The sequence below is a fragment of the Synechococcus sp. PH41509 genome (assembly GCF_020514285.1).
Classification (GTDB): domain Bacteria; phylum Cyanobacteriota; class Cyanobacteriia; order PCC-6307; family Cyanobiaceae; genus Parasynechococcus.
In genome coordinates, this window is sequence record NZ_VTLD01000024.1 from 80,754 (window position 1) to 92,234 (window position 11,481).

Genomic DNA, 11,481 nt, shown 5'->3' on the forward strand with positions numbered 1-11,481 from the left:
TCAGGCTTTGGCAGAAGCTTCAGCCCGCAGACGCCGCCAGCGGGCATAGAACTGGATCGACGCCGCCATGAACACCACCAGGGCAACGATGAACCAGGTCGCCGCGCTTGTGGGGAATTGCGTCTTGAACACCACCAGCATCACCACGATCACCAGCAGCAGGGTGGGCAGCTCATTCAGAGCTCGAAGCTGCTTGCCCGACCAGGCGCAGGTGCCCGCGTGCAGTTGGCCCATAAGCCGATAACAAAACACGTGATAGGCCAGCAGGGCTGCCACAAAAGCAAGTTTGGCGTGCATCCAGCCCTGTTGAAGCCAAGACGGTTGAGCCAACAGCAGGCCGATGGCCATCGAGACAGCCACAACCATGCCGGGCGTGGTGATGATGTTGGCGAGACGTTTCTCCATCAAGGTGTACTGATCCCGGAACGGCTGTTGCAGTTCCGGCGCCAGCTCCTCGGTTTCGACGTGGTAGATGAACAGGCGCACTAAATAAAAGAGGCCCGCAAACCACACCACAACCCCAACGATGTGCAGGGTCTTGAACCAGAGGTAGGCCTCGGGCGAGAACGTCATCAACACAGCCGATCTGAAGCGACCTTACGCAGGGTTCAGGTGAGCCCGTCAAGAAAATCGCTGGCCCGGCGCTGATGGGCCAAGAGAGCATCAGGGCCCATGCGATCCAGGTTTCGGGCCATCATCGCCAGCCGGTATTGGCGACGGAAGAAGTCTTGATGGCGGTGGATGAAGGTCCAGAACAATCCATCCCAGGTGTCGCACCACTCCCCCTTGCGGTAGTCCGACATCTTGCGCACGTAATTCGAACCCGACAGATAGGGCTTGGTCGTGAACAGCCCACCATCGGCGAACTGACTCATCCCATAAACGTTGGGCACCATCACCCAGTCGTAGGCATCGACAAAAAGCTCCATGAACCAGGTGTAGATCCGGGTTGGATGGAATCCGCAGAGGAGCATCACATTGCCCAGGAGCATCAAGCGTTCGATGTGGTGGCAGTAGCCGGTCTCGAGCGCATGACGGATGGCGTCATCAATCGGGGGCAGGCCCGTTGATGCGGTGTAGAAGGCAGAGGGAATCGGTCGGTCTTCGAAACCCCAGAAATTGCCCTTTCGCATCTCCACCCCATGGCGCCGGTACATCGCGGCCATGAACTCCCGCCAGCCGACGATCTGACGCAGAAATCCTTCAAGTGAATTCAGGGGAACATCGCCGCTCGCAGCTCGCTCCAGCGTGCGATCCAGCACCTGTTGTGGCGTGAGCAGCCCGATGTTCAGCATCGGTGTGAGCACGCTGTGCCACATCACCCGGTGCTGGGTGCTGATCGCATCTTCATAGGCCCCGAACTCTCGCAACCGTTGGTCAAGAAACCCATCCAGCCAGCGGGCAGCATCCAAATGGGTCACGGGGTAATGAAACGAATCCCAGCTGCCGATACCAGCCACGCCCTCCTCGATCAGCTGCTGACGCGCTTGGTCAACGGCTGTTGTCGAGCGCTCCACTGGTGGATCAGGAACAACGATGCCTTTGGGCAGCTTCTTGCGGTTATCGGCATCAAAACTCCAGCGCCCGCCAACGGGGCCACCCTCAGGTTCGATCAACAGATCCAGTCGCTTGCGCTGCATCTCGTAGAAGCGACCCATCAAGGGCTTCTTGCCAGCAGCGAAGTGTTCATCGATCACCGCAGCTGGGGTGAGCAGCATCGGTGTGGGGACGATCTCTAGGCCGCATTGATGCCGCGATGCAAAGGCTGAGATCCGTTTCGAGAGGACATCGTCGACCGGATCCGCCAGATAAAAAGAGCGGTATCCCTGGGCCACTAGATCCGCCAAGATCTCAGTGGTGTCACCCACCTTCCCCTGCAGAACGCGCAGAACGGTGAGGCCCTTGGCTTGAAGCATCTCGGCGTAGGCCGTCATCGATGCTCGATGAAGAAGAAGACGCTGCCGATGCACCTGCATGGGCCAGGTGGGGTCGGAACCAAAGAAGAGCGGATCCTCGATCAGGGCAACGGGCCGTCCAGGACGAATCGCAGGGTGGTGCTCAAACAGCTGATGGGGAAAAACGAGACTGAGATCCACCGTCAGCTGTCCTCACCCGCAAGACGGCAGGCACGACGACCCAGGGCGGTGGCATAAGCCCGATCCACAGGACCGGACATGGGGCTCAGCTGGCCGGCCCGGCAATTCATCACCACCTTTTCGTGATGGCCCTGCTGGTCGTTGAGACGCAGCACCAACTGCCAATGATTCTTGGCACTGCGGGTGATGCCGTCGGCACAGACAGGCCCTGTGCAGAGGCCGGGAGACGCCCAGACCGGGGTGGCGAATAGAAGCACTCCTGCCAGGGCCATGCAGAGATGACGGATCATGCGGAGAGTTCCTGAGGCTGTTCTTCTAAACCAGCCCCGTCAACACCGTCGTCCCCGGCCTCTGAAGGGTGGAAGAAGTCATGGATATCGCGGGCCAGCGCGGGGCCCACCCCAGGTGCTTTGGAGAGGGTCTCGATCGACGCCAACTGGATGGCATCGATCGAATGGAAATGGGCCAGAAGATCCTTCACCCGCTTCGGCCCAACCCCTGGGATGTCAGACAGGCGAGACCGCTTCATCCGTTCTCCCCGCTGCTGGCGATGGAAGGTGACGGCAAAACGGTGAGCTTCGTCCCGCAACCGGCGCAGAAGCACAACACCGAGCTGGTCCGGTTCACTCTCCAGCGGTTGGCTTTCACCCGGGAGAAAAACCTCTTCGCGCTGTTTGGCGAGCGAGCAGACGTTCAGATCCTCATGTAGATCCAGTTCGCGCAGGGCCTCCATCACGGCGGAAAGCTGGCCCTTGCCCCCATCGATCATCACCACATCGGGCCAGTCGTTAAGGCCGTCGGTTTGCAGCGCACTGCCGCCTTTGTGTCGCAGCGCCCCCACATCCACCCCCTCAGCTTTCGCCCGAGCCCAACGTCGAAAACGGCGACGCATGATTTCCGCCATCGCCATGAAGTCGTCGCTGTGGCCAGCTCGGATGCTGCTGCTGCGGATTTTGTATTTGCGGTAGTGCTGCTTGGCCGGGAGTCCATCAATGAACACCACCTGCGAGGCCACGGCATCGCTGCCCTGGATATGGCTGATGTCATATCCCTCAATCCGCCGCGGCGGGGTCGGTAACTCCAGCAGCTGCGCCAGATCCTCCGTCGCCAAAGACTGCTTCTCCTGCCCCTGCTTGGCGCGAAGCAACTCAAACTCAGCATTGCGCTGAACCAGTTCGATCAGGTCGGCCTTTTGCTGGCGCTGCGGGCAGTGGATCTGCACCCGACGCTCCCGTTGTTCCGACAACCAGTCCTCCATCAGCGTCTGCTGAGGCAAAGCGTGTTGAACCAAAAGCTCGGGCGGAACCTCAACGGAATCCACCTGGCTGTAGTGCTCTTCAATCACGCGCTGCAGGATCAGGCCAGGCTCCAAACCGGACGCATCGGCGGTGTAGCCCAGACGTCCCACCAGCTTCCCGGCCCGCATCTGAAACAGCTGGACGGCAGCCAGCCGCTCATCAAACGCAAGGGCAAGAACATCTCGGCTTACGGAAGAGTCCGGCAGGCTCATTTTTTGGTCTGCGGTGAGCTGATCCAGACCCTGAAGTTGATCGCGCACCCTGGCTGCCGATTCGTAATCCATTCGCTCGGCGTAACGCCCCATCTGCTCCTGAAGCAGCTGCTGCAACTCATCACTGCGGCCCTGAAACACCATCGCCACCTTGCGGATGGTGCGGTGGTAGTCCTCGGAGCTGATTTTTTCCTGACAAACCCCCGGACAGCGGCCGATGTTGTAGTTGAGGCAGGTGCGGTCGGGATACATCGGTCGTGGCCGCTGCCGCAGCGGGAAGACGCGTTTCACCAGAAACAGCGTGCGACGCAACAGCCCAACATCGACATAGGGCCCGTAGAAGCGGTCCAGGGGACTGCGGAAACGACGGCGACGGGTGATGAAAATCCTTGGATAGGCCTCACTCCAGGTGATGCAGAGGTATGGGTATTTTTTGTCATCCTTCAGCAGCACGTTGAAGTGCGGCTGATGGTTCTTGATCAGGTTGGATTCAAGAACGAGGGCTTCCGCCTCGCTGTCGGTCACGATGAACTCGATCTCGCAGACCTGGCGCGTCATCAGGCGGATCCGTGGCGACAGATCGTGCCGACTGCGGAAATAACTGCGCACCCGACTGCGCAAGGACTTCGACTTACCGACGTAGAGGATCCGGTCGTCGCCGTCCCGCATCAGATAGCAACCCGGTTCAGCGGGAATCTCCTTCAGGCGGTGTTCAAGACGTTCAGGCTGCGTCAGCAGCGGTGAACCAGGAGCTGCATCCACCTCGTCTGCTCAGCCGCCGTAATTCCAGCCGGTGCTGGCCAGATTCAGTGCATCACCATCAGCAATCAGACGCGCTGTTTTCACTTCTCCAACAAAGACTGTGTGGTCACCGTGCTTGATCGACCCCACGAGTTCGCACTCCACACCACCGACGGCATCGGTGAGGAGAGGCAAGCCAAGCTCTCCCTCTTCAAACGGTGCCGCCTCAAAACGACCACCAAGCGCCTTTTGGGGCTTGAAAAAAACGGCAGCCAGATCTTTTTGGTCGGCCCGCAGCACATTCAGGGAGAACTTGCCGGTGGCTTCGATGATGGCGTGACTGCTGCTGTCGGCTCGAACGCCCATCACCACCAGAGGTGGTTCAAAGGATCCCTGGGTCACCCAGCTGGCGGTGAAACCATTGACCTCATCGCCGTTGCGAACGCCGCAGATGAAGAGTCCATGGGGGATCTTGCGGAGCAGGACCTTCTTGGCGTCAACGTCGAGGCTCATGGCACGGATGCGTTGGACGAAATCTAAACAGCAATCCGCTGCATAGGATCCGCCCATCGCTGATTCCCGATGCGGGCGCTCTACCCAGGCAGTTTCGACCCTCTCACCAATGGTCATATGGACCTGATTGAGCGGGCTGTGAGTCTCTTTGGCGAAGTGGTCGTTGCCGTGCTCAGCAATCCGAGCAAGCGCCCTGCCTTCACTGTCGAAGAACGAATCGAACAGATCCGCACCTCGACGCGTCATTTGTCTGGCGTTGAGGTGATCAGTTTCGATGGCCTCACGGTGAACTGTGCTGTTACCCATCGCGCCGACTTAATCCTGCGGGGCCTGCGAGCAATGAGTGACTTCGAATATGAGCTACAGATCGCCCACACCAACCGGTCGTTAGCGGAGGATCTGGAGACCGTGTTCATGGCCACGACAGCACGCCATAGCTTTCTCAGCAGCTCCGTGGTGAAGGAAGTGGCCCGCTTCGGCGGATCCATCGACCACATGGTGCCGCCAGAGGTGGCGAAGGACCTCAACAGGCTCTTTAATTCGGCTTTCCCAGCCAGCTGAGATGAACGACGTCCGGTTCACCGTTCTCGATCAACTCGACCAGTTGGAGGAAGTTGTTCTGGAGGGCAGTCGACTCCCCTTCACTGGCGGACGTCTGGTCAACGAAGCCGATGCCGTTGAGCTTCTCGATGCCGTACGGGAGGGACTGCCCAAAGACTTGGAGCGGGCCGCCAAGCTGATTGATCGGCGCGACGAGTTCATCAACACCGCCCGCAAGAGCGCAGAGGAGATCGTTGATCAGGCCCAGCGCCAGCGCGAACAGCTTGTGAACAATGCCGCCATTCGCCAGGAAGCTGAGCGGCAGGTGAATGAGATGCGTGATCAGACCCGCCAGCAGTGTGAGCAGCTGCTTCAGACGACGCGTCAGCAAGGCGCCAAGTTGGAACAGGAGATGCAAAGCAAGCTGGCGCAGATGGAGCAACAGTTCGCTGCCCGGCGGCAGCAACTGGAGCAGGAGGCCCTGGAACGTCGTCAGCAGCTCGATCAAGAGGCGATTGAACTGAAGCGCCAGCATGGGGATCAACACGAAGCGAGCCGCCAACAGGCTCAGCAACAGATCCAGCAAATGGAAAAGAACGCTATTGAGCTCAAGCGTCAACACGCTGAGCAGCATGAAGCGAACCGCCAGCAGGCACTGCAGGATCTTGAAACCATCCGCCATGAGGCTCTTCGCCTGCAAAAGGAAGGCCGCGAGGAGGCTGAGCGGATCCACAACGATGCGCTTCAGTTCCGCCAGCAGACCCAGCAGCAGTGCGAGTCGCTGATCCAGCGCAGCCGTCAGGAGGCCGCCGGTGTTCAGGATGGCGCCAACCGTTATGCCGAGCAGACCCTGGGTGAGCTGGAAGTGCGGTTGAAGGAAATGGCCCAGGTGGTGATGGCCGGCCGTCAGGAGCTGTCCAAGATTCAGACGATCCGTTCAGCTGCCCCTGCGGCCAACGGAGGAGAGGACTCCAAGGCCGTGCCGATCAGTCGGGCCCACCGTGCTGCGTCCCGCCTGCGTTCCATGAGGGGCAACGGCTGACCCGCTGGCTTGCCAGAAGAATCTGCCCCATCACGCTGTTGGGTGCATAGGCCCCGTTGGAGATCATGCTCACGTATCGGGGTCCATCAGCGGTCTCAAGAATTCCCGAAATCGAGCGAACACCGCTCAGGGTTCCTGTTTTGCCCCAGAAACGCCCTTGAAGTGATGTGCCACGGAAATAGTTGCGCAGAGTTCCTCTCTGCCCTGCAATCGCCATCGAGGCCTGGTAGTAAGCCGCCAGGGGATGTTGCGCCATGCGCCACAGCAAAACGGAGAGGGAGCGACTGGTCAAACGGTTGCCCCTTGAAAGTCCACTGCCGTCCCGCACCCGCAGTCCTGTCATAGGAAGCCCTTGGGCCTGCATCCATCGGGTGGTGGCCAGGGCCGCATGATTCACGTCCCAGACGTCTGAGGCTTCGCGCATCAGCACCTCGGCGGTGAAGTTATGGCTCTCCGTGTTGGCAAGGCTGAGGAGAGCATGCATCGGCGCTGAATCCTCGCTGTGCAGCACCACACTCGCCTCATCACTCCGCGCAGTTACCGCTTCTCGGGTCTGCTGGTCAACCATCTGAAGACGGATCTCCCCCCCCTGCTGACGGATGGTGGAATTCAGAATCCGCTGCAACCGTGCCGCTGGATCCATCACCGCCATATGCAGTGCATTGCTGGTGAGAGCGAGGCGGGTGATCGGAGCGCCGTAGGCATAGGAGCGATCCGCCGGGTCCCAGTCGGCGGGCCACCAGCGCTGCCGCGGTTCCTCTCGCACCATCAACTGCACAGGCACTGTTGAAAGGCTGGTCGGGGTGCGAGAGCCGCCCTGGCCGAGCGCCACCATGGCGAACTTCTGGATCTCCGCAATGCTGAGGTCGGGATCCCCTTCCCCAACAATTTCAAGCGTCCCATCGGCATGACGCAACAACTGCGTTTTCAGCCTGAAGTCGGGACCGAGGCGATCCAGAGCAAAGGCCGTGCTGACCAGTTTTTGATTGGATGCTGGAACACGGGGAATCCCCCCGTTCAGATCAGCCAGCAAATGGCCGCGTTGATCCACAACGCTGACGCTCCACACCCGCTTTTCAGGACCCACAGCGGTTTCCAGGGCCGATTGCAATGCCGGACAAAGGGCTCCACCGGCGAGCAGCACCTGGCCTTGGCGCTGAACCACCGGTGGCGGTGCCAGCAACGGAGTTGCTGCCCTCAGAGGCAACTGGGGCGCCAGCAAAAGCAGGGTGAATAGAGCAGAACGCATCACAGAGGCGTCACTCCACTGACGAAACCGTTTAAGCGGTAGAGACGTCCTTCAAGCTCGACGGGAACTCCAACCTTGAGCTTGGTCCCGCCGATCACAACACCTGAAGGTTTGATCTCCGCATTGGCCTCCATCACAAAACGAGCGTGTCGGGGCAGGGCGGTGCTGGGGGCATCAGCAACAACCACCGAACCATCGGGCTGAACTGCCGTCAGGGAATTGGTGAGGTCATCCACCGAAACCAAAGTCACACGGCCGGCTGGTTGGTTCCGTATCACGATGTTCAGCGCCGCTTCCTCCCGGGCTGAATTCAGCAGTTGCTCAGGATTAGCGCTGTACAGATGACGCACATCCACGCTGACCTGCACAGGCTTCAAGGCACCAGTCGCTTTCGCGACTGCATTGGAGAGCTTGGGGGACCAGATCACTCCACCAAGAGCTGCCAGGGCGACAACAGCTGCCACTGCATCGATGGGAGAAAAGGATCGCAGCCTGTTGAGCACCATCGAAGGGGAGCTTGGGCACGAACCTTAAAGAGTGTCTGATCCTGGATCAAGCCAACCGCTTCTCAAGTGCGAAGACCATCAAGGAAGCGATCAACGCCGGAGAGCTGCTGCTTGATGCTGTCGGGATCTTCCCCAGCCAGCAGAGCTGCGGTGGTGTCAGGGTCCGGGCGTTCGGGAAGCACCTCCAATGGCCGGTACCCATCGGGATCCTGGCGATAGAGACGCCAGTCATCGGGGAAGCAGCGCATCAGCGCTCCTCCATCCAACGGCTGGAGCCAATAGGCCTGTTGCCAACTGGCCACGAAACCCTTACGGCGCTCCCGGGCCACGCTGCCGATCCCGACAGCGGCGTCTTCCAGACGTCCATTCAGCATCAAGATCACTCCGGCATGGTTTTCGCATAAGGCCTGGAACTCCTCGTAATCAGCGGGCGAAGGATTCACCGCGAGGAGCAGGCGCGTATCGGGAGTTGTGCTGTCCGAGCGTTTCAGCTGATTGAAGTCGAGGATCACGTCTTTGAGATCCTCCGCATCACGCCGCGCCAGGGCTGCAGCGCCGGCGTCGGGCCAGACCATCACCAGCTGCTGACCGGTAGCGATGAGTGCACGGGCCAGACGCACCGCCACCGGCAGCAGTCGCAACCCCTCAAACCGCAGGCTTGCTGCCCAGCGTTGGCCGTCGCCAGAACCCACCGCTGCCAGGGCGGCTTGCAACATGGCCTCCTCGGCTGCAAGCAGATCCGCGGGGAGGTTGAGACAGGGGGCGTCGGATTGAGTCATCGCCAAAGCATGTCAGGGAAAAGCCCTCAATACGGATTCAAAACGGCCTGGAACAGCGTCGAGGTCCTGATCAGAGAGCCATGGGCCAAGGGTCAGGCGCAGCCCTGACTGCCGTTCAGGCTCGGGAATCCCCATGGCCGTGAGAACGACACTGTCTGAGCTGCTTCCACTGCTGCAGGCGCTGCCACTGCTGCAGGCCACTCCCGCCGCTGCAAGCCGCCGCACGAGGTCGCGACCCGGCAGAGGCATGCCATCGGTCGACTTCACCAGCAGCGCAATGTGGTGCGGCAGACGGCCTGACAGCGGGGGGCCGCAAAGCCGGAGCTGGGGAAGCTCCAGTAGGCGCTCAAGCAGTTGATCGCGTTGGCGGCGGATCTGCACTGCGCTGCCAGGGGGTACGGGATGCGTAACGGGGTCAAAGCTTGGAAGCACCTTCAGAGCTTCTGCCATACCGCTGACAAGAGCGACGGGTTCAGTACCGGAGCGCAGGCCATGCTCCTGTCCACCACCGCCCTGGAGCGTTGAGAGGGCAACACCTGGGGCGCGAATCAGCAGGCCCACGCCCCGGGGACCACGGAACTTGTGGGCGGAGAGGGTTAGCAAGTCGACCCCGAGACGCTCGAACGGGAAACAGCCCTGCGGTACGAGTTGGGTGGCATCGCTGTGGATCACGATGCCGCGCTCGCGGCAGGCCTGGGCAACCTCGATCAGAGGTTGAAGCGCACCCACCTCACCCTGGGCGGCGGTCAGGGAGACCAACCGCGTCGGAGCAGACAACAGCTGATCGAGTTGGTCCAGTCGCACCACCCCCTGCCCATCGACAGGCCATTCAGCAACGCTCCACCCCCGGGCCTCGAGTTGGTAAGCCGCAGCGATCACCGCTGGATGCTCCACTGCAGAGATCACCACCCGGCCGGGGGCAAGACCCGCGGCACTGCCGAGAAGGGCGAGATGGACGGATTCAGTCGCCCCAGAGGTAACGATCAACTGATCAGCACCGACACCAAAACGATCAGCCATACGCCAGCGCGCCCGCTCGAGGGCCTCCGCTGCTGCCAGCCCTGCTCCATGGAGACTGCTGGGGTTCGCCCAGGCCGACTGCTGAAGCTGCTGCATCACCGTGAGCACCGCCGGCAGTGGCGGCGTCGTGGCAGCAGCATCCAGATAGAGCTCAGGGCGTCCCACGCTCGAACCGCGCCTTGGTGCGTTGCTCCAGTGACTCACTGGCGAGATTGAGCATCGAATCGAGAGAGGTGGAGTTCAGAAAGTTCTGCACCTGCTCCAGGGCGGCCGCTTCGTCCTCTGGACTCGCAGCAGGCGTCGCCTCTTTGGCGGGTGAGGAATTGGTGTTGACCTGGTTAACGGGACTGAGCTGGGGAGCCACGGCAGACGGACCAGGAACCAACTCTGGCGTCAGCACACCATCAAACACTGCCTCCGCCGGTCCAGTCATCAGCACCGAACCAGTTCGATCGCGCCATTCGATCATCAGCGGACCGCCGGGAAGGAGAACCTCGGCACAGTCATCGGCGAGGCCCAGCAACACCGCCGCCACGAGGGTGGCGCAGGCTCCAGTGCCGCAAGCCAGGGTTGGACCTGCACCCCGCTCCCACACCCGGATCTCCAGACGCTCACGGCTGTGAACCTGAAGGAAATGAACATTGGTTTTGGCGGGGAACGCTGGATGCACCTCCAGGGCTGCTCCCCAGGCCTCAAAGGGAATGCTGGCGAGATCCTCAACGGGAACCACCACGTGAGGGTTGCCCATACCAACAGCGGCCACCTTCAGTTGATCGTCGTCCAGCATCAGCACCCCCTGGGGCAGACCGTCCTCCGGCATCAGTGTTGTGGGGATGCCGTCCGGCGTGAGGAAAGGAGACCCCATGTCCACCCGCAACTGGCGGTCCGCCATAAGTTCAGGGCGAATCATTCCCGCGAGGGTTTCGATGTCCCAACTTCGGCCTGGCGCATCTCCATCGGTATCGGCCAGATAACGCGCCAGGCAACGAATGCCGTTGCCGCACATCTCGGCCTCACTTCCATCCGCATTGATAATCCGCATGCGCAGTTCACCCTCCGCCTGAGGTGGAAGCGCCAGGATCAGGCCATCCGCGCCAACACCGAAACGCCGATCGCAGATATGGCGCACCCAGGCGGGATCGGGATCACTGATGGCATCGGGCAGTTGTCCCTGCCGGCCCTCCACAATCAGGAAGTCGTTGCCAAGTCCCTGATATTTGCTGAACTGCAGCATGCGTGGCCGGTATCGCCCCTGAATCCTATGGAGACATCTCCACTTGATCCAAGTCTTCCGGGGGTTCGGCTGCTACAGAGCTGGATTCGTGAACAGCTGCCACTCAGCATCGGGCTGGTTGGTCAGGAGCCCATCGAGGGGCGTCTGATCTGGCAGGACCCTGAATTTCTAGCCATTGAACGCATGGCAGCCAGCCGACCCGTGCTGATCAATCGACGTCAGATCACTGTGATCCGCTCCCTCGGCTAAAC

13 protein-coding genes are annotated in these 11,481 nt (G+C 60.8%); 3 read left to right on the top strand and 10 right to left on the bottom strand.

What is annotated here, in order from left to right; translation table 11 throughout:
• From hemJ to FZZ88_RS08635, 5 genes are read right to left on the bottom strand one after another with little or no spacing between them, the layout of a single operon-like run.
• Positions 1-573: a protoporphyrinogen oxidase HemJ gene (gene hemJ / locus FZZ88_RS08615; RefSeq protein ID WP_166016555.1), complete on the bottom strand. Its 573-nt coding sequence runs from the start codon at positions 571-573 to the stop codon at positions 1-3.
• Positions 574-608: 35 nt separating this feature from the next.
• Positions 609-2,096 (bottom strand): cryptochrome/photolyase family protein, encoded by a 1,488-nt coding sequence (locus tag FZZ88_RS08620; protein ID WP_166016556.1) that lies wholly within the window; start codon positions 2,094-2,096, stop codon positions 609-611.
• Positions 2,097-2,098: 2 nt separating this feature from the next.
• On the bottom strand, positions 2,099-2,386 hold the full coding sequence (locus tag FZZ88_RS08625) for a hypothetical protein (RefSeq protein ID WP_115023056.1): 288 nt from the start codon (positions 2,384-2,386) through the stop codon (positions 2,099-2,101).
• On the bottom strand, positions 2,383-4,368 hold the full coding sequence (gene uvrC, locus FZZ88_RS08630) for an excinuclease ABC subunit UvrC (RefSeq protein WP_166016557.1): 1,986 nt from the start codon (positions 4,366-4,368) through the stop codon (positions 2,383-2,385). Before uvrC ends, FZZ88_RS08625 begins: the two co-directional genes overlap by 4 nt.
• Before the next feature lie 9 nt (positions 4,369-4,377).
• Positions 4,378-4,860, bottom strand: a complete 483-nt coding sequence (locus FZZ88_RS08635; RefSeq protein ID WP_166016558.1) for a flavin reductase family protein — start codon at positions 4,858-4,860, stop codon at positions 4,378-4,380.
• A 69-nt stretch (positions 4,861-4,929) separates the two neighbouring features.
• Between FZZ88_RS08635 and coaD the strand changes: the two genes are divergently transcribed.
• Both coaD and FZZ88_RS08645 read left to right on the top strand, forming a co-directional pair.
• Positions 4,930-5,421, top strand: coding sequence for a pantetheine-phosphate adenylyltransferase (gene coaD, locus FZZ88_RS08640; RefSeq protein WP_166016559.1), 492 nt, complete (start codon positions 4,930-4,932; stop codon positions 5,419-5,421).
• A 1-nt stretch (position 5,422) separates the two neighbouring features.
• Positions 5,423-6,442, top strand: a complete 1,020-nt coding sequence (locus tag FZZ88_RS08645) for a hypothetical protein (RefSeq protein ID WP_166016560.1) — start codon at positions 5,423-5,425, stop codon at positions 6,440-6,442.
• Here FZZ88_RS08645 and dacB read toward each other — a convergent pair.
• The 5 genes from dacB to dapF all read right to left on the bottom strand — a co-directional run bounded on the left by dacB (position 6,387) and on the right by dapF (position 11,230).
• Positions 6,387-7,691, bottom strand: a complete 1,305-nt coding sequence (gene dacB / locus FZZ88_RS08650; RefSeq protein WP_166016561.1) for a D-alanyl-D-alanine carboxypeptidase/D-alanyl-D-alanine-endopeptidase — start codon at positions 7,689-7,691, stop codon at positions 6,387-6,389. The genes FZZ88_RS08645 and dacB overlap by 56 nt on opposite strands.
• Positions 7,691-8,197, bottom strand: coding sequence for a DUF4330 domain-containing protein (locus FZZ88_RS08655; RefSeq protein WP_166016562.1), 507 nt, complete (start codon positions 8,195-8,197; stop codon positions 7,691-7,693). The genes dacB and FZZ88_RS08655 overlap by 1 nt, the downstream gene beginning before the upstream one ends.
• A gap of 62 nt (positions 8,198-8,259) precedes the next feature.
• Positions 8,260-8,976, bottom strand: coding sequence for a DUF1995 family protein (locus FZZ88_RS08660; RefSeq protein WP_166016563.1), 717 nt, complete (start codon positions 8,974-8,976; stop codon positions 8,260-8,262).
• Between the two features lie 12 nt (positions 8,977-8,988).
• Positions 8,989-10,161 (bottom strand): aminotransferase class V-fold PLP-dependent enzyme, encoded by a 1,173-nt coding sequence (locus FZZ88_RS08665; RefSeq protein ID WP_166016564.1) that lies wholly within the window; start codon positions 10,159-10,161, stop codon positions 8,989-8,991.
• Positions 10,148-11,230, bottom strand: a complete 1,083-nt coding sequence (gene dapF, locus FZZ88_RS08670) for a diaminopimelate epimerase (RefSeq protein ID WP_166016565.1) — start codon at positions 11,228-11,230, stop codon at positions 10,148-10,150. Before dapF ends, FZZ88_RS08665 begins: the two co-directional genes overlap by 14 nt.
• A gap of 27 nt (positions 11,231-11,257) precedes the next feature.
• Between dapF and FZZ88_RS08675 the strand changes: the two genes are divergently transcribed.
• Positions 11,258-11,479 carry a hypothetical protein gene (locus FZZ88_RS08675; RefSeq protein ID WP_166016566.1) on the top strand — a complete coding sequence of 74 codons (222 nt, stop codon included), beginning with the start codon at positions 11,258-11,260 and terminating at the stop codon, positions 11,477-11,479.
• Positions 11,480-11,481: the final 2 nt, after the last annotated feature.

What these genes read in the sequence shown, in the direction of transcription:
- FZZ88_RS08660 (WP_166016563.1), bottom strand. Translation starts at nt 8,976, where the DNA reads ATGACTCAATCCGACGCCCCCTGTCTCAACCTCCCCGCGGATCTGCTT.
- FZZ88_RS08655 (WP_166016562.1), bottom strand. Translation starts at nt 8,197, where the DNA reads ATGGTGCTCAACAGGCTGCGATCCTTTTCTCCCATCGATGCAGTGGCA.
- FZZ88_RS08635 (WP_166016558.1), bottom strand. Translation starts at nt 4,860, where the DNA reads ATGAGCCTCGACGTTGACGCCAAGAAGGTCCTGCTCCGCAAGATCCCC.
- dapF (WP_166016565.1), bottom strand. Translation starts at nt 11,230, where the DNA reads ATGCTGCAGTTCAGCAAATATCAGGGACTTGGCAACGACTTCCTGATT.
- dacB (WP_166016561.1), bottom strand. Translation starts at nt 7,691, where the DNA reads ATGCGTTCTGCTCTATTCACCCTGCTTTTGCTGGCGCCCCAGTTGCCT.
- FZZ88_RS08625 (WP_115023056.1), bottom strand. Translation starts at nt 2,386, where the DNA reads ATGATCCGTCATCTCTGCATGGCCCTGGCAGGAGTGCTTCTATTCGCC.
- hemJ (WP_166016555.1), bottom strand. Translation starts at nt 573, where the DNA reads ATGACGTTCTCGCCCGAGGCCTACCTCTGGTTCAAGACCCTGCACATC.
- coaD (WP_166016559.1), top strand. Translation starts at nt 4,930, where the DNA reads ATGCGGGCGCTCTACCCAGGCAGTTTCGACCCTCTCACCAATGGTCAT.
- FZZ88_RS08645 (WP_166016560.1), top strand. Translation starts at nt 5,423, where the DNA reads ATGAACGACGTCCGGTTCACCGTTCTCGATCAACTCGACCAGTTGGAG.
- FZZ88_RS08675 (WP_166016566.1), top strand. Translation starts at nt 11,258, where the DNA reads ATGGAGACATCTCCACTTGATCCAAGTCTTCCGGGGGTTCGGCTGCTA.